Raw genomic sequence first — 17,623 nt, 5'->3', positions numbered from 1 at the left:
CGGACAAGGGTGCTGATCGTTATTGTCCGGTCACACTAGCCCCGTTGCCGGTTTGCCTGCAAGCAACATCGCCGGCTCAGTCGCGCTGCTCTTCCAGCAGGGCGATAAAGGCGCGCGCGGCGTTGGACAGGGTGCGTTCGGTATGCACGATATAGCCTAGCCGACGCACCAGCTGGACGCCGGGCAGCGGCAGGGCGGCGACCTGACTGTCGAGCATGGTGCGCGGCAGCACGCTCCAGGCGATGCCGATGGAAACCATCATCTTGATGGTTTCCAGGTAGTTGGTGCTCATGCCGATATTCGGCTTGAGCCCTTCTGCTTCGAACAGGCGTCGCACGATGTGGTGGGTGAATGTGTTGTCGCCGGGAAAGACCGCCGGGTGCCGCGCCACGTCGGCCAGGCTGACGGTGCCATTGCGGGCTAGCGGATGCTCGGGGGCGGCGACGAAATCCAGCACATCGTCCCAGATTGCCGTGGCAGCCACCGGTGGTCGGGTTTCCGGGGCCAGGGTGATCACAGCCAGTTCGGCGCGGCCGTGCAGTACCTCCTCATAGGCCACCTCCGAATCGAGGAACTGGATGTCCAACGCGACCTGCGGATGGGCCCGGGTAAAGGCGCGCAGCAGGGGCGGCAGGCGGTGCAGGCCGATGTGGTGGCTGGTGGCCAGGGTCAGGCGACCGCTGATCTCGCCGTTGAGATTGGTCAAGGCGCGACGGGTATCGTCCAGTACATTGAGGATCTGGTAGGCGCGCGGCAACAGGGCGCGACCGGCCTCGGTGAGGCTGACTTCGCGACCGATGCGGTCGAACAGGCGCACATTGAGCTGCTGCTCCAGGCCGGCGATGCGCTTGCTCACGGCGGGCTGGGTCAGGTGCAGGCGCTCGCCGGCTTCAGAGAAGCTGCCGGCCTCGGCGATGGCGATAAAGGCATTGAGGTTGGCCAGATCCATGGTGGATTCCTTTTGGTTATCCAATGGATGAAAAATATGAATTGGAGTTATTCATTGCAAGCCCCTAGCATCGCCTCATGCACAAAAGGGCGTTCGACCCTTGCTTGCAAATGACCTGATTCGTGCGGGCAGCCCGCGCAAACCGATAGAGGAACAGCAGATGGCCGGCAAAACGCTGTACGACAAGCTCTGGGATATGCACGAAGTGAAGCGTCGCGACGATGGTTCGTCGCTGATCTACATCGACCGGCAGATCCTCCACGAAGTGACCTCGCCGCAGGCCTTCGAAGGGCTGCGTCTGGCCGGGCGCAAGCCATGGCGCATCGACGCCAATATCGCCACCCCGGACCACAACGTGCCGACCACCAAGGCGGAGCGCCAGGGCGGTCTGGAAGCCATCGCCGACGAAGTGTCGCGCCTCCAGGTGCAGACCCTCGACGAGAACTGCGACGACTTCGGCATCCTCGAATTCAAGATGAACGACAGCCGCCAGGGCATCGTTCACGTGGTCGGCCCGGAGCAGGGCGCCACCCTGCCGGGCATGACCGTGGTCTGCGGTGACTCGCACACCTCCACCCACGGTGCCTTCGGTGCCCTGGCCCACGGTATCGGCACCTCCGAGGTCGAGCATGTGCTCGCCACCCAGTGCCTGGTGGCCAAGAAGATGAAGAACATGCAGGTGCGCGTCGAGGGCCAGTTGCCCGCCGGCGTCACCGCCAAGGACATTGTGCTGGCCATCATCGGCAAGATCGGTACCGCCGGCGGTAACGGCCATGCCCTGGAGTTTGCCGGCAGTGCCATCCGCGACCTGTCGCTGGAAGGCCGCATGACCCTCTGCAACATGGCCATCGAAGCCGGTGCGCGCGTCGGTCTGGTGGCTGTCGATGAAAAGACCATCGCCTACGTTGAAGGTCGTCCGTTCGCGCCCAAGGGTGCTGACTGGGCCAAGGCCGTCGAGCAGTGGAAAGGTCTGGTGTCCGATGCCGACGCGCAGTTCGATACCGTGGTCGAGCTGAAGGCCGAAGACATCAAGCCGCAGGTGTCCTGGGGTACCTCGCCGGAAATGGTCCTGGCTGTCGATGAGCGCGTGCCGGACCCGGCCAATGAAGCCGATCCGGTCAAGCGCGATTCCATCGTGCGTGCACTGAAATACATGGGCCTGACCGCCAACCAGCCGATCACCGAGATCAAGCTGGACCGCGTGTTTATCGGTTCCTGCACCAACTCGCGCATCGAAGACCTGCGCGCCGCCGCCGAGGTGGCCAAGGGTCGCAAGGTCGCCGCGACCGTCAAGCAGGCGCTGGTGGTGCCGGGCTCCGGCCTGGTCAAGGCGCAGGCCGAGGCCGAGGGGCTGGACAAGATCTTCATCGAAGCCGGCTTCGAATGGCGTGAACCGGGCTGCTCCATGTGTCTGGCGATGAATCCGGACAAGCTGGGCAGCGGCGAGCACTGCGCCTCGACCTCCAACCGCAACTTCGAGGGCCGTCAGGGTGCCGGTGGCCGTACTCACCTGGTCAGCCCCGCCATGGCTGCGGCCGCTGCCGTGACCGGTCACTTTATCGACGTGCGTGAACTGATCCAGGCCTGAGGAGACAGATGATGAAAGCCTTTACCCAACACACTGGCCTTGTGGCTCCGCTGGATCGTGCCAACGTCGACACCGACCAGATCATTCCCAAGCAGTTCCTCAAATCCATCAAGCGCACCGGCTTCGGCCCGAACCTGTTTGATGAGTGGCGTTACCTGGATGTCGGGCAGCCGAACCAGGATTGCTCCAACCGTCCGCTGAACAAGGACTTCGTGCTGAACTTCCCGCGCTATCAGGGCGCCAGCGTGTTGCTGGCCCGCGAGAACTTCGGCTGCGGGTCGAGCCGCGAGCACGCGCCTTGGGCGCTGGACGAGTACGGCTTCCGCACCGTGATCGCGCCGAGCTTTGCCGACATCTTCTTCAACAACAGCTTCAAGAACGGCCTGCTGCCGATCATCCTCAAGGATGAAGAGGTCGATGCGCTGTTCCAGCAGGCCGAGGCCGCCGAGGGTTACCAGCTGACCGTCGACCTCGCAGCGCAGACCGTGACCCGTCCGGATGGCGTGCAGTACAGCTTCGAGATCGATGCCTTCCGCAAGCACTGCCTGCTCAATGGCCTGGACGACATCGGCCTGACCCTGCAGGACGCGGAAGCGATCAAGGCCTTCGAAGCCAAACACAAGCAGAGCAGCCCCTGGCTGTTCGGCGCGATCAAGTAATTAAGGATTGAGCATGAGCAAGCAGATTCTGGTTCTCCCAGGCGACGGTATCGGTCCGGAAATCATGGCCGAGGCGGTCAAGGTGTTGAACCTGGCCAACGACAAGTACAACCTCGGTTTCGAGCTGTCCTTCGATGATCTGGGTGGCGCCGCCATCGACCGTTACGGCGTGCCGCTGGCCGACGAGACCCTGGAGCGCGCCCGCGCCGCCGACGCCGTGCTGCTCGGCGCCGTTGGCGGGCCGAAGTGGGACACCATCGATCCGGCCATCCGCCCGGAGCGCGGTCTGCTGAAGATCCGCTCGCAGCTGGGCCTGTTCGGCAACCTGCGTCCGGCCATTCTCTACCCGCAACTGGCCGAGGCCTCCAGCCTCAAGCCGGAAGTGGTGGCCGGCCTGGATATCCTCATCGTTCGCGAGCTGACTGGCGGTATCTACTTCGGTCAGCCGCGTGAGAGCAAAGTGCTGGAAAACGGCGAGCGCATGGCCTACGACACCCTACCGTACAGCGAGAGCGAAATCCGCCGCATCGCCAAGGTCGGCTTCGACATGGCCATGGTGCGCAACAAGAAGCTCTGCTCGGTGGACAAGGCCAACGTGCTGGCCTCCAGCCAGCTGTGGCGCGCCGTGGTCGAGGAAGTGGCCAAGGACTACCCGCAGGTCGAGCTGTCGCACATGTACGTCGACAACGCCGCCATGCAGCTGGTCCGCGCGCCCAAGCAGTTCGACGTGATGGTCACCGACAACATGTTCGGCGACATCCTCTCGGACGAGGCTTCCATGCTCACCGGCTCCATCGGCATGCTGCCGTCGGCATCCTTGGATGCCAACAACAAGGGCATGTACGAGCCGTGCCATGGTTCGGCGCCGGACATCGCCGGCAAGGGCATTGCCAACCCGCTGGCGACCATCCTCTCGGTGTCGATGATGCTGCGTTACAGCTTCAACCAGTCCGCTGCCGCTGACGCCATCGAGCTGGCGGTGAGCAAGGTCCTGGATCAGGGCTTGCGTACCGGCGACATCTGGTCGGAAGGCAAGACCAAGGTCGGCACCGCCGGCATGGGCGATGCGGTAGTCGAAGCGCTGCGTAGTCTGTAATCTCTCCAGCCCCGTCGTGACTGTAGCGGCGGGCTGTTAACAAGGGTGTAGTCGTTATGAAACGTGTAGGTCTGATCGGTTGGCGCGGTATGGTCGGTTCCGTGCTCATGCAGCGCATGCTGGAAGAGCGTGACTTTGACCTGATCGAGCCGGTGTTCTTCACCACCTCCAATGTCGGCGGCCAAGGGCCGGCCGTGGGCAAGGACATTGCCCCGCTGAAGGATGCCTACAGCATCGACGAGCTGAAAAGCCTGGACGTGATCCTGACCTGTCAGGGTGGCGACTACACCAGCGAAGTCTTCCCCAAGCTGCGCGAAGCCGGCTGGAATGGCTACTGGATCGACGCGGCTTCCAGCCTGCGCATGGCCGATGACGCCGTGATCGTGCTGGACCCGGTGAACCGCAAGGTCATCGATCAGCAGCTCGACGCCGGTACCAAGAACTACATCGGTGGCAACTGCACCGTCAGCCTGATGCTGATGGCGCTGGGCGGCCTGTACGAAGCCGGTCTGGTCGAGTGGATGAGCGCCATGACCTACCAGGCGGCTTCCGGTGCCGGCGCACAGAACATGCGTGAGCTGATCAAGCAGATGGGCGCCATTCACGGTGCCGTGGCTGACGATCTAGCCAACCCGGCCAGCGCCATCCTCGACATCGACCGCAAGGTTGCTGAAACCATGCGTGGCGAAGCGTTCCCGGTGGACAGCTTCGGCATGCCGCTGGCCGGCAGCCTGATCCCCTACATCGACAAGGAACTGCCGAACGGGCAGAGCCGCGAAGAGTGGAAGGGCCAGGCCGAGACCAACAAGATCCTCGGTCGCAACAAGAGCCCGATCCCGGTCGATGGCCTGTGCGTGCGCATCGGCGCCATGCGTTGCCACAGCCAGGCGCTGACCATCAAGCTGAACAAGGATGTGCCGCTGGCCGACATCGAGCAGTTGATCAGCCAGCACAATCCGTGGGTCAAGCTGGTGCCGAACCAGCGCGAAGCCAGCATCCGCGAGCTGGGTCCGACTGCTGTGACCGGTACTCTTAGTGTGCCGGTGGGGCGTCTGCGCAAGCTCAACATGGGTTCGCAGTACCTGGGGGCTTTCACGGTCGGTGACCAGCTGCTGTGGGGCGCGGCCGAGCCGCTGCGCCGCATGCTGCGCATCCTGCTGGAGCGTTGATTGGCAAGCGCTGATTGTTGAGCAAAAGGGCCGGCTTGTTCCGGCCCTTTTGCTTTTCTGCAGGCGGTCGCTAGAGTGCCGCCCAGTCTTTCTCTGTTCGGGGTCTGTTCATGTCTCAATCCTTTGCCATTGCCCTGATCGGTGCGACCGGTCTGGTCGGTGAAACCCTTATCGAGCTGCTGGAGGAGCGCGAGTTTCCGGTCAGCACCCTGCATCTGCTGGCCAGTGCCGAGTCGGCCGGGCAGAGCTTTGCCTTTCGGGGCAAGAACCTGCGGGTGCGCGATGTCGCCGAGTTCGACTTTAGCCAGGTGAAGATCGCCTTTTTTGCGGCTGGCGAGGCAGTAACCCGCAGTTTTGCACCGCGAGCCCAGGCCGCGGGATGTGCGGTGATCGATCTGTCTGGCGCACTGTTGCTTGATGAGGCGCCGCGCATCGTGCCGGAGGTCAATGCCTCTGCGGTTGCCGGGCTCAAGCCACCCTATGTGTTGGCCAGTCCGCTCAGCCCGGTGGTGATGCTGGCTTGCGTGCTGGCGCCGCTGGTCCGTGAACATACCCTGCAGCGGCTGACGGTGATGGCGGCGCTGGCGATTTCCCAGCGCGGACGTGAAGGCGTCACCGAGCTGGCTCGGCAGACCGCCGAGTTGCTCAATGCCCGGCCGCTAGAGCCGCGTCTGTTTGACCGGCAGGTGGCGTTCAACCTGCTGGCCCAGGTTGGCCTGGTCGATGGCGAAGGCCAGGCACTGCTGGAGCGGCGCCTGGTGGCCGAACTGCAACAGGTGCTGACGCTGCCTGAGCTCAAGGTCAGTGCCACTTGCGTACAGGCTCCAGTGTTCTTCGGTGACAGCCTGAGTGTCAGTCTGTTGGCTGGTGGGCCGCTGCCGCTAGCGCAGGCGCAGGCCGCATTGGTCGGCGAAAGCGCACTCGAACTGGTCGAGGAGGGGGATTATCCGACGGCAGTGGGAGATGCCGTAGGGCAGGATGCGATCTATGTCGGTCGACTGCGTCAAGGTCTGGATGACGCAACCGAACTTAATTTGTGGATTACTTCCGATAACGTGCGCAAAGGCGCGGCGCTAAACGCTGTGCAAATAGCCGAGTTGTTGATAAAACACTATCTGTAAAAGATACTTACCGGAAAATTTGAAGAATTTTTCTAGCTTGACAATACTGGCTTGACTGAACGCTGGCGGGGCTCCGTGGAAACGGAAGCGGGTAGCGTTCAATCTGACCCCTCTCGCGCGTCGAGAAAAAAAGATAAAACAAGGGAAAACGCTATGGTTCGGGTTCGCAAACTGGTGCTGGCAATCGCGGCAGCGTCTTCGCTGTCAACCGGAATGGCACATGCGCTAGGACTGGGGGAAATCAACCTCAAGTCGGCACTGAACCAGCCGCTGAGCGCAGAAATCGCCCTCATGGAAGTGCGCGATCTGGCTTCCGGCGAGGTGGTTTCCACCCTGGCCTCGCCTGAGGAATTCAGTAAGGCCGGCGTTGATCGCCAGTATTTCCTGACCGACCTCAAGTTCACCCCGGTAATCAAGCCCAATGGTCAGAGCGTGATTCGCGTGACCTCGAGCAAACCGGTGCGCGAGCCCTACCTGAATTTCCTGGTCGAAGTTGCGTGGCCGACCGGCCGTACGCTGCGTGAATACACCATTCTGCTTGATCCTCCGCTGTATTCGCCGCAGGCCGCCGCCGCGCCGCAAATGCCGGTTGCCGCACCGGTGACCCGCCCGCAGGTTCCGGTTGCGGCCGCGCCTGTCAGTAAGCCTACTTACAGTGCTCCGGCACCGCGTCCGGCTGCCGCCCCGGTGGCAACGTCGCGCATCGAGGGTAACCAGTACAAGACCACTGGCAACGACACGCTGTGGGAAATCGCTGCACGCGTGCGTCCCAACAGCAGCGTGTCGGTACACCAGACCATGCTGGCCATCCAGGACCTCAATCCGGATGCCTTCCTGGCCGGCAATATCAATCGTCTGAAAAATAACCAGGTTCTGCGCTTGCCCGATGAGCAGCAGATCAAGGCCCGCAGCCAGGCAGAAGCCATTGCTCAGGTTGCCGAGCAGAACACGGCTTGGCGCGAAGGTCGTGCAGTAGCGGCGGCTCCTGCCGGTACGCGTCAGCTGGATGCTACCAAGCGTGCGAGCGCTGGTGCGGCTCCGGCCAAGGTCGAGCGCCAGGACAGCCTGAAACTGGTGGCAGCCGATAGCGGCAAGGCCGCCGGGGGTAGCGAGAAGGGTGCGGCTGAAGCCAAGGCGCTCAACGATAAGCTGGCAGTGACCAAGGAAAGCCTGGACTCGACTCGCAGCGAAAATGCCGAGCTGAAAGATCGCATGGGCGATCTGCAGAGCCAGCTGGACAAGTTGCAGAAGCTGGTGGCGCTTAAAGATGCACAGATGGCCAAGCTGCAGGCTGATCTGGCTGCCAAGGACAAGGTTGCTGCGGCGCCTGCGGCCCCTGTAAAACCAGCCGCTCCTGCCGTAGCCGAGCCGGCCAAGGCTGAGGCGAGCAAACCAGTGGCCGCTGCTCCGGCAGCCAGCAAGCCCGCAGAAACCAAGCCGGTACAAGTTAAGCCAGTAGAAGCCGCGCCTGCCGCCGCCAAACCAGCTCAGGCCGACTTCAACTATGCCGAGGAGCCTGCCAAGCCTGCCGCTCCTGTTGCCAAACCGGCTGCAGTACCAGCCGCGAAACCTGCCGAAGCGGCTAAGCCGGTAGCGCCGGTCAAGCCGGCTGTGCAGCCTGCCAAACCTGTCGTGGCACCTGCTCCGGCCGAACCGGTCAGCTTCATCGACGAGCTGATGGCCAATCCGCTGCTGCTCGGTGCCGCAGGTGGTGGTGCGCTGCTGCTGTTGCTGGTCGGTCTGATGGTGCTGTCCCGTCGCAATGCGATGAAGGAAACCGAGCTGCAGAGCACGCTGGCCGGTCGGACTGAGGAAAGCCTGGAAGCTGACCTAGATATGCCGGAAAGCAGCTTCGAGGGTCTGTCCGAAGAGCCTCAGAGCGCTCTGGCTGAGGCCGAAGAGGAGCGTGTGACTCCGCAGACCGGCGATCCGCTGGCCGAGGCCGATATCTATATTGCCTATGGCAAGTTCAGTCAGGCTGCCGATCTTTTGCACAATGCGATCAATCAGGAGCCGCAGCGCAGTGATCTGCGGCTGAAGCTGATGGAAGTTCTGGCCGAGATGGGTGATCGCGAAGGCTATCAGCGTCAGGCGGGTGAACTGGCTGAAATGGGCGGCGCGCAATCTCAGGTCGAGCAACTCAATGCCAAGTACCCGGCGATGGTGGCGGCTGCCGCTGTGGCTGCTGCCTCGGCCAGTGCGCTGGATGATCTGGGTGATTTCAACCTGGATGACCTGACGCTGGATGATCCGATCAGTGAGCCGGTCAAAGCGTCGGCTAGCGATCTCGATGATGCGTTCGATCTGAGCCTGGATGATCTGGAGGGCGATCTGGCGGCCGACCTGCCCAATACCTCCGATGCCGGCAGCGTGCCTGAGTTGTCGCTGGATGATGATTTCAGCTTTGACCTGCCAGCAGAACCGGCCTCTGCTCCGGTCGCGCTGGCCGAGGATGACCTGGGCTTTGATCTCGAGATGTCTGACGAGCCCTTGCTGAGCGCAACCTCCAGCGAACAGTCGGATGACTTGGCTGACTTCAGTCTGGAGCTTGAGGCTGATCTGCCAGCAGCTGCCGCAGAAGAAGAGTTCACCCTGAGTCTTGAAGAAGATGGCCCCGCTGCGCTGTCTGATGATCTGGCCGATTTCAGCCTGGACGAGCCGCTGGCTGCTCCTGCTGCAGTCGCCGGTGAGGAGCGGGACCTGCCGATGGACTTCGATCTGTCGCTGGCTGACGAGCCTCTGGCCGCTCCGGCTGCTGAGGCTGATGACTTTGCTGCTCAGTTGGAACAGGTCAGTGCCGAGCTGGATCAGATGGCAGAGACCCTGAGCGAGCCTGCTCCGCTGGAGCCGGCTGCTGCGCCTGTGGTCGCTCCGCTGGCTGATGCTCTGGAAGGCGAAGAAGACTTCGATTTCCTTTCGGGCACCGATGAAACCGCCACCAAGCTTGATCTGGCTCGTGCTTACATCGATATGGGTGATAGCGAGGGTGCGCGTGACATCCTCGACGAAGTCCTGGCTGAAGGTAACGATGCTCAACAGGTCGAGGCCCGTGAGTTGATCGCAAAACTGGTTTGATAAATGGTTGATGTACTACCAACAGCGGCGGCCGATACGGCCGCCGCTGGCGTTTTCAGGATTGCCCTGGGCGTTGAATACCGTGGTTCGCGTTATCGTGGCTTCCAGCGCCAGCGCGCTGGGGTGCCGTCCATTCAGGAAACTCTGGAAAAGGCCCTATCCAAGGTGGCGGGTGGCGCGCCGGTCACTCTCAGCTGCGCCGGGCGTACCGATGCGCTGGTGCATGCCTGTGGCCAGGTGGTGCACTTCGATACTACGGTCGAGCGCACCATGCATTCCTGGATGATGGGAGCCAACCTCAACCTGCCGTCCGATATCAGTGTGACCTGGGCCAAGGCCATGCCGCGCGAATTCGATGCGCGTTTCAGTGCCATGGCTCGCCGCTATCGTTACGCGATCTACAACGATCAGATTCGCCCGGCGCACATGGCAGAGGAAGTTACTTGGAATCACCGTCCGCTGGATGCGTCGCGCATGCGTGAGGCAGCGCGCCATCTGGTTGGCACCCATGACTTCACCTCCTTCCGTGCGGTGCAGTGCCAGGCCAAGTCGCCCGTGAAGACGTTGCATCACTTGGAGGTGATCGAGCATGGTCGCCTGATCGTGCTGGATGTGCGTGCCAATGCCTTCCTGCACCATATGGTGCGCAACTTTGCCGGGGTACTGATGACGATTGGTGCAGGCGAGCGTCCGGTTGAATGGGCGGCCGAGGTGCTGGCGGCGCGTGATCGACGGGCCGGCGGGATCACCGCGCACCCTTATGGGCTGTATCTGGTCCAGGTGGAGTATCCCGAGCAGTTCGACTTGCCCAAGCGTTACATCGGGCCACATTTTCTCAGTTCTTTGCCGGATGTGATGAGCTGACGGTGCTTTGCTCCTTTTGCTAACATCCCGGCACATTCCTTTTAGGTGTCTGCACAGTGTCCGCCGTTCGCAGCAAGATTTGTGGCATTACCCGTATTGAGGATGCCCTGGCCGCCGTAGCTGCCGGGGCGGATGCCATTGGCCTGGTGTTCTATGCCAAGAGTCCGCGTGCGGTTTCGGTTAGCCAGGCGCAAGCGATTGTGCGGGCTTTGCCACCTTTCGTGACCACGGTTGGCCTGTTCGTCAATGCCAGCCGCTGTGAAATCGGCGAAACCCTGGACGCAGTGCCGCTGGATCTTTTGCAGTTTCATGGCGACGAAGACTGCGCCGCCTGCGAGGGCCATGGGCGTCCTTACATGAAGGCGTTGCGGGTGAAGGCGGGGGATGATGTGACTGCCCAGGTGTGTGCCTTTCCCTCGGCGCAGGCCGTGTTGCTGGATGCCTATGTGCCAGGCATTCCCGGCGGGACCGGGGAGGCTTTCGACTGGGATCTGGTTCCACAAAATCTACCCAAGCCGGTGGTTCTGGCTGGCGGGCTGACGCCGCAAAACGTCGCCGCCGCCATTGCTCACGTTCGCCCGTATGCGGTGGACGTCAGTGGCGGGGTGGAGCTGGCCAAGGGCATCAAGGATGCCTCCAAGGTTCAGGCGTTTATTCAGGCGGTGCGCCATGCGTGACGGGTTGCTGTGGGCATGTGACGTCGCCGGTCTGGATGCCGTCCACAGGCCAGTCATGATTGATCGTCATGCTCTGTGCCAGGGTGGGTTCACCAATGGCCAGTAAGCAACCGAATACGCTGGAGCCGCCGCGCGATCAGAGTGCTGGCGGCTCTGCAGAAGGACTGGAGAACACGCGCATGAGCAACTGGTTGAGAGACAAACTGATCCCTTCGATCATGCGGTCGGAGGCGAAGAAGAGTTCGGTGCCCGAAGGGTTGTGGCACAAATGCCCATCCTGTGATGCGGTGCTGTATCGCCCCGAACTGGAAAAGACCCTGGATGTCTGCCCCAAGTGCCATCACCACATGCGCATTGGCGCACGCCAGCGCCTGGATATCTTCCTCGATGCCGATGGCCGTGAGGAGCTGGGTGCCGATCTGGAACCGGTCGATCGCCTCAAGTTCCGTGACTCGAAGAGGTACAAGGATCGCCTGCTGGCGGCGCAGAAGCAGACTGGCGAGAACGATGCGCTGATTGCCCTGCGTGGCAAGTTGGTGGGCATGCCGGTTGTGGCCTGTGCCTTCGAATTCGATTTCATGGGAGGCTCCATGGGCGCCATCGTTGGCGAGCGTTTCGTGCGTGCGGCCAACGCGGCACTGGAGCAGCGCTGCCCGATGCTGTGTTTTGCAGCCTCCGGTGGTGCGCGTATGCAGGAAGCTCTGATCTCGCTGATGCAGATGGCCAAAACCAGCGCTGCTCTGGCGCGCCTGCGCGAAGAGGGGATACCGTTTATCTCCGTGCTGACCGATCCGGTGTATGGCGGTGTCTCGGCCAGCCTGGCCATGCTTGGCGACGTGATCGTTGCCGAACCTCGTGCGTTGATCGGTTTTGCCGGTCCGCGGGTGATCGAGCAGACCGTGCGCGAGAAGCTGCCGGAAGGCTTCCAGCGCAGCGAGTTCCTGCTGGAGCACGGCGCCATCGACATGATCATTCCGCGCCATGAGCTGCGCCCGCGTCTGGCCCGCCTGCTGGCGCAGATGCAGCACAAGCCTTCTCCCGCACTGGAAAGCGCATGAGTCAACGCGACCTCGCCGGCTGGCTGAGTTATCTCGAGCAGCTGCACCCTACGGCCATCGATATGGGCCTGGAGCGTAGCCGGCAGGTCGCCCATCAACTCGGACTTGGTCGCCCTGCGCCGCTGGTCATAACCGTGACCGGCACCAATGGCAAAGGTTCCACCTGCGCCTTTCTGGCCAGCCTGCTGAGCGTTTGTGGTCTGAAAGTCGGCGTTTACAGTTCACCGCACCTGCTGCGTTATAACGAACGGGTGCAAATCCAGGGCGTCGAGGCCAGCGATGCTGCCCTCTGCGATGCCTTTGCCGCCGTCGAGGCGGCGCGTACCGACGTCAGCCTGACCTACTTCGAGATGGGCACGCTGGCGGCTTTCTGGCTATTCGAACAGGCGGCGCTGGATGCGGTCGTGCTGGAGGTCGGCCTCGGTGGTCGTCTGGATACGGTCAATCTGGTCGATGCTGATCTGGCGTTGATCACCAGCATTGGCCTGGATCATGCCGACTGGCTGGGCGATACCCGTGAGTCGGTGGCTTTCGAGAAGGCCGGTATCTGTCGCGCTGGAAAGCCCGTCCTGTGTGGTGATCTCGATCCCCCTTTGCCCCTGCTGGAGCAGGTGGCGCTGCTCGACTGTCCTTTCCTCCTGCGTGGGCGCGACTATGACCTGCAGATCGATGCAGCTGGTTGGCAGTGGCGGGGCCTGACCGCCGAGGGCATGCCGTTGCAACTGGACGATCTGCCGTTGCTCGATCTGCCGATGGAGAATGCGGCGCTGGCCGTACAGGCCTTCGCGTTGCTGGACTTGCCCTGGCGTACGGACGTGATTGCCGCGGCTCTGTGTGGCACGCGCGTCACCGGGCGCCTGGATCGTCGCGAGATCACCTGGCGCGGCAAGCGCCTGCAGCTCATGCTCGATGTTGGGCATAACCCGCATGCCGCCAGTTATCTGGCAGAGCGCCTGGGGCAGGGCGCACAGCCTGTCGAGCGACTGGCGGTGTTTGGTTTGCTCGCCGATAAGGATTTGCCGGGTGTTTTGTCGCCTCTGCAGGCGCTGGTCAGCCGCTGGTATGTGGCCACCCTGGATTCGCCGCGCGCACGTCCTGCAGCGGAGCTGGAAAGTGCCTTGCTTGCAGGTGGTGCCAGCGTGGAGAATGCCGGCACGGTGGCGGCTGCACTTACTCAGGCTGCTGACGAAGCGGTCGATGGTGCGCAGATTCTGCTGTTTGGATCGTTCTTCTGCGTGGCCGAGGCACTGCAATGGTTGCATCAGCACAATGGGCATGAGGTCGAGTAGATGGCTGAGCTGGACAAGGGATTGAAGCAGCGCATTGTTGGTGCGCTGGTATTGGTCGCGCTGGCGGTAATCTTCCTGCCCATGCTGTTCTCCCGTCCGGACGAGCAGCGGCAGGTCGTGGTCGATGCCCCGGTCATGCCATCGATGCCGGCGATTCCCGAGCAGTCTGTGGTGCCGGTGGAAGTGCCAGAGCCTGAGCCGATTCCTGAGCCGCCCCAGCCACCCCAGGATCAAGTCGGGTCTGTACCTGTGCAGCCGGAGCCGGTGGTGACTGCGCCTGCGCAGGCTGAACCTGCCAAGTCAGTCAGTCATCTGGATGCGAACAGCCTGCCGGTCAGCTGGTCGGTGCAGCTGGCGAGCCTGTCCAGTCGCGAGCGCGCGGTCGAACTGCAGCAGCGACTACGCGCGCAGGGCTACAACGCCTACGTGCGCAGCGTCGATGGCATGAACCGGGTCTTCGTGGGGCCGGTGATCGAGCGTGCCGAGGCCAATCGCCTGCGTGATCAGCTCAATCGTCAGCAGAAGCTCAACGGCTTTATCGTGCGTTTCCAACCCGAGCAAGGCTGAGGTCAAGACTTACCGGCAAAACGGGGCTCTGCTAGAATGCAGGGCCTTTTTCGTTTGTGGGATGCAACGTGGCTTTCACCTGGGTTGATTGGGCCATTGTCGCCATCATCGGTGTTTCTGCCTTGATCAGTATCAAGCGTGGCTTCGTCAAGGAGGCGTTGTCACTGGTGGTCTGGATCGTTGCGGGCGTTGTCGCCTGGCTGTTCGGTGGAGCCGTGGCTCAGCATCTCACCGACTTCATCGATATTCCCTCGGCGCGTGTGATCGCGGCCTGTGCTTTGCTCTTCGTGGCGACCCTGCTGGTCGGTGGCCTGATCAGTTTTCTGATCGGTGAGCTGATCCGGGTGACCGGCCTGAGCGGTACCGATCGTTTTCTCGGCATGTTTTTCGGCGCGGCGCGTGGCGCCCTGCTGGTGGTGGTACTGGTGGGGCTGCTTAGCCTGGCACCGGTGCAACAGGATATCTGGTGGCAGCAGTCGACCTTGCTGCCACATTTTCTGATGGTGGCCGATTGGTCCAAGAGCCTGATTCTGGGCTTGGCCGGTCAATGGCTAGCTGGTGGTTTGCCCGCACAGGGCCTGCCTTCTCTGTAATGCGTTTAGCCTGAATCAATAGGGGTTTCGTCACATGTGTGGCATCGTCGGTATCGTGGGCAAATCCAACGTCAATCAGGCGCTGTATGACGCCCTTACTGTGCTCCAGCACCGCGGCCAGGACGCTGCCGGCATCGTGACCAGCCATGACGGCCGGTTGTTTCTGCGCAAGGACAATGGTCTGGTGCGCGATGTGTTCCAGCAGCGCCACATGCAGCGTCTGGTCGGACATGCCGGTATCGGTCATGTGCGTTACCCGACAGCAGGCAGTTCGAGCTCGGCCGAAGCCCAGCCGTTCTACGTCAACTCGCCGTACGGCATCACCCTGGCGCACAACGGCAACCTGACCAACGTCGAGCAGCTGTCGCGCGAGATCTACGAATCCGACCTGCGCCACGTCAACACCAACTCCGACTCGGAAGTGCTGCTCAACGTGTTCGCCCATGAGCTGGCGGTGCGCAACAAGCTGCAGCCGACGCCGGACGACGTGTTTGCTGCCGTCAGTGGCGTGCACAAGCGCTGCCTGGGCGGCTATGCCGTCGTCGCGATGATCACCGGCTACGGCGTGGTCGGTTTCCGCGACCCCTTCGGTATTCGCCCGATCGTCTTCGGTCAGCGTCACACCGATGAGGGCGTGGAATACATGATCGCTTCGGAAAGCGTGGCGCTGGATGTGCTCGGTTTTACCGTGATCCGCGACCTGGCCCCGGGTGAAGCGGTGTACATCACCGAGGATGGCAAGCTGCATACCCGCCAGTGTGCGGAGAACCCGCAGTACGCGCCCTGCATCTTCGAGCATGTCTACCTGGCCCGCCCGGATTCGATCATGGATGGCGTCTCGGTGTACAAGGCACGCCTGCGCATGGGCGAGAAGCTGGCCGAGAAGATCCTCCGCGAGCGTCCCGAGCATGGTATCGACGTGATCATCCCGATTCCAGATACCAGCCGTACCTCGGCACTGGAACTGGCCAATCATCTGGGCGTGAAGTTCCGCGAAGGCTTCGTCAAGAACCGCTATATCGGCCGTACCTTCATCATGCCGGGCCAGGCCGCGCGCAAGAAATCGGTGCGCCAGAAGCTCAATGCCATCGAACTGGAGTTCCGCGGCAAGAACGTGATGCTGGTGGACGACTCCATCGTGCGCGGCACTACCTGCAAGCAGATCATCCAGATGGCCCGTGAAGCCGGGGCGAAGAACGTCTACTTCTGCTCCGCGGCACCGGCCGTGCGTTACCCGAACGTGTATGGCATCGACATGCCCAGCGCCCACGAGCTGATCGCGCACAACCGCAGCACCGAGGAAGTGGCCGAGCTGATCGGTGCCGACTGGCTGGTGTATCAGGATCTGCCGGACCTGATCGAGGCGGTTGGTGGTGGCAAGGTGAAGATCGACAACTTCGACTGCGCGGTGTTCGACGGCAAGTACGTCACCGGTGACGTCGACGAGGCCTACCTGAACAAGATCGAGCAGGCGCGCAACGACGCATCGAAGAACAAGGTCAACGTGGTCAGCGCGATCATCGACCTGTACAACAACTGAGGGCAGGGCGGCGCCGGCCGCCCACAGAGGCACAAGCATGAGCAACGAGTGGCAGGCAGGACGACTGGATAGCGACCTCAGCGAAGCGGGTTTCGATACGCTGGCGGTGCGTGCTGGCCAGCGCCGCTCGCCGGAAGGCGAGCATGGCGAAGCCCTGTTCATGACCTCCAGCTACGTGTTCCGCAGTGCGGCCGATGCCGCCGTGCGCTTCTCCGGGGAGGTCGCCGGTAACGTTTATTCGCGTTACACCAACCCGACTGTGCGGACCTTCGAGGAGCGCATGGCGGCGCTTGAAGGTGCCGAGCAGGCGGTGGCGACTGCGTCCGGTATGGCGGCGATCCTGGCCTGTGTGATGAGCCTGTGCTCGGCCGGTGATCATATTCTGGTGTCGCGCAGCGTCTTCGGCGCCACCGTCACCCTGTTCGAGAAGTATTTCAAGCGCTTCGGCATCCAGGTCGATTACGTCACCCTGGCTGATCTGGGCCAGTGGCAGGCTGCCTGCAAGGCCAACACCAAACTGTTCTTCGTCGAGTCGCCGTCCAACCCTCTGGCCGAGCTGGTGGATATCGCGGCACTGGCCGAAGTGGCCCATGCCAACGGCGCACAGCTGGTGGTCGACAACTGCTTCTGCACCCCGGTGCTGCAGCAGCCGCTGAAACTGGGGGCGGATATCGTGATCCATTCGGCGACCAAGTTCATCGACGGTCAGGGCCGTTGCCTTGGTGGCGTGGTGGCCGGGCGTGCCGAACAAATGAAGGAAGTGGTCGGTTTCCTGCGCACCGCCGGCCCGACCCTCAGCCCGTTCAATGCCTGGGTGTTCCTCAAGGGGCTGGAAACTCTGCGTCTGCGCATGCAGGCCCACTGTGCCACTGCGCAGCAGCTGGCCGAGTGGCTGGAGCAGCAACCGCAGGTGGAGAAGGTCTACTACGCGGGTCTGCCGAGCCATCCTCAGCATGAACTGGCCAAGCGCCAGCAGAAGGGTTTTGGCGCTGTGGTGAGCTTTGAAGTCAAGGGTGGCAAGGATGGCGCCTGGCGTTTCATCGATGCCACCCGACTGTTTTCCATCACAGCCAACCTGGGGGATGCCAAGAGCACCATTACCCATCCGGGGACTACCACCCATGGTCGTCTGAGCCCGGAAGACCGGGCCAAGGCTGGCATCCGTGACAGTCTGATCCGCATCGCCGTGGGCCTTGAAGAACTTGAGGATCTCAAGGCCGATCTGGCGCTGGGGCTGGCCGCGCTGTAAAGCCTCGGGTCTGCTTGAAAAAGCCTCCGCTGGTCGGGGGCTTTTTATTGCGCGAGGCAGGGGTCGGGCACAGACGCGCTGCCCATGAACTCCTATAGTGGAGGGGCATATCGCTGACAGGGAAGCGTG

At 62.3% G+C, this 17,623-nt stretch carries 15 protein-coding genes; 14 read left to right on the top strand and 1 reads right to left on the bottom strand.

From position 1 onward, the window contains the following. Positions 1-76: 76 nt before the first annotated feature. Complete coding sequence (locus HNP49_RS10440; RefSeq protein ID WP_184683006.1) at positions 77-949, bottom strand: LysR family transcriptional regulator; 873 nt, start codon at positions 947-949, stop codon at positions 77-79. 160 nt (positions 950-1,109) lie between these two features. On the opposite strand from HNP49_RS10440, the gene leuC reads away from it, so the two are divergent. The 14 genes from leuC (at position 1,110) to HNP49_RS10370 (ending at position 17,494) form a co-directional block, all read left to right on the top strand. Beyond that, on the top strand, positions 1,110-2,537 hold the full coding sequence (gene leuC, locus HNP49_RS10435) for a 3-isopropylmalate dehydratase large subunit (protein ID WP_184683004.1): 1,428 nt from the start codon (positions 1,110-1,112) through the stop codon (positions 2,535-2,537). Between the two features lie 11 nt (positions 2,538-2,548). Next, a complete protein-coding gene (leuD, locus tag HNP49_RS10430; RefSeq protein ID WP_184683002.1) occupies positions 2,549-3,196 on the top strand; it encodes a 3-isopropylmalate dehydratase small subunit in 648 nt (215 codons plus the stop codon). A 13-nt stretch (positions 3,197-3,209) separates the two neighbouring features. Beyond that, positions 3,210-4,292: a 3-isopropylmalate dehydrogenase gene (leuB, locus tag HNP49_RS10425; protein WP_184683001.1), complete on the top strand. Its 1,083-nt coding sequence runs from the start codon at positions 3,210-3,212 to the stop codon at positions 4,290-4,292. A gap of 56 nt (positions 4,293-4,348) precedes the next feature. Further along, positions 4,349-5,461: an aspartate-semialdehyde dehydrogenase gene (asd, locus tag HNP49_RS10420; protein ID WP_184682999.1), complete on the top strand. Its 1,113-nt coding sequence runs from the start codon at positions 4,349-4,351 to the stop codon at positions 5,459-5,461. A 110-nt stretch (positions 5,462-5,571) separates the two neighbouring features. Next, complete coding sequence (locus HNP49_RS10415) at positions 5,572-6,582, top strand: aspartate-semialdehyde dehydrogenase (protein WP_184682997.1); 1,011 nt, start codon at positions 5,572-5,574, stop codon at positions 6,580-6,582. 153 nt (positions 6,583-6,735) lie between these two features. Further along, positions 6,736-9,657 (top strand): FimV family protein, encoded by a 2,922-nt coding sequence (locus tag HNP49_RS10410; protein WP_184682996.1) that lies wholly within the window; start codon positions 6,736-6,738, stop codon positions 9,655-9,657. A gap of 3 nt (positions 9,658-9,660) precedes the next feature. Beyond that, positions 9,661-10,521: a tRNA pseudouridine(38-40) synthase TruA gene (truA, locus tag HNP49_RS10405; protein WP_184682995.1), complete on the top strand. Its 861-nt coding sequence runs from the start codon at positions 9,661-9,663 to the stop codon at positions 10,519-10,521. A 56-nt stretch (positions 10,522-10,577) separates the two neighbouring features. After that, positions 10,578-11,198: a phosphoribosylanthranilate isomerase gene (locus HNP49_RS10400; RefSeq protein WP_184682994.1), complete on the top strand. Its 621-nt coding sequence runs from the start codon at positions 10,578-10,580 to the stop codon at positions 11,196-11,198. A 179-nt stretch (positions 11,199-11,377) separates the two neighbouring features. After that, positions 11,378-12,256: an acetyl-CoA carboxylase, carboxyltransferase subunit beta gene (accD, locus tag HNP49_RS10395; RefSeq protein WP_184682993.1), complete on the top strand. Its 879-nt coding sequence runs from the start codon at positions 11,378-11,380 to the stop codon at positions 12,254-12,256. Continuing rightward, the gene (gene folC / locus HNP49_RS10390; protein WP_184682992.1) at positions 12,253-13,545 is read left to right on the top strand and encodes a bifunctional tetrahydrofolate synthase/dihydrofolate synthase; all 1,293 of its coding nucleotides are present in this window, start codon (positions 12,253-12,255) and stop codon (positions 13,543-13,545) included. Before accD ends, folC begins: the two co-directional genes overlap by 4 nt. Then, the gene (locus HNP49_RS10385; protein WP_184682991.1) at positions 13,546-14,112 is read left to right on the top strand and encodes an SPOR domain-containing protein; all 567 of its coding nucleotides are present in this window, start codon (positions 13,546-13,548) and stop codon (positions 14,110-14,112) included. Between the two features lie 68 nt (positions 14,113-14,180). Next, positions 14,181-14,705, top strand: coding sequence for a CvpA family protein (locus HNP49_RS10380; protein ID WP_184682990.1), 525 nt, complete (start codon positions 14,181-14,183; stop codon positions 14,703-14,705). Between the two features lie 34 nt (positions 14,706-14,739). Beyond that, positions 14,740-16,245 carry an amidophosphoribosyltransferase gene (gene purF, locus HNP49_RS10375; RefSeq protein WP_184682989.1) on the top strand — a complete coding sequence of 502 codons (1,506 nt, stop codon included), beginning with the start codon at positions 14,740-14,742 and terminating at the stop codon, positions 16,243-16,245. 37 nt (positions 16,246-16,282) lie between these two features. Then, positions 16,283-17,494 carry an O-succinylhomoserine sulfhydrylase gene (locus HNP49_RS10370; RefSeq protein WP_184682987.1) on the top strand — a complete coding sequence of 404 codons (1,212 nt, stop codon included), beginning with the start codon at positions 16,283-16,285 and terminating at the stop codon, positions 17,492-17,494. The last annotated feature ends 129 nt before the right edge of the window (positions 17,495-17,623 follow it).

Origin of the sequence: Pseudomonas fluvialis (assembly GCF_014207935.1) — a bacterium.
Classification (GTDB): Bacteria; Pseudomonadota; Gammaproteobacteria; order Pseudomonadales; family Pseudomonadaceae; genus Aquipseudomonas; species Aquipseudomonas fluvialis_A.
The sequence above is the reverse complement of the archived record's forward strand: the minus strand, read 5'-3'. Positions and strand labels throughout refer to the sequence as shown.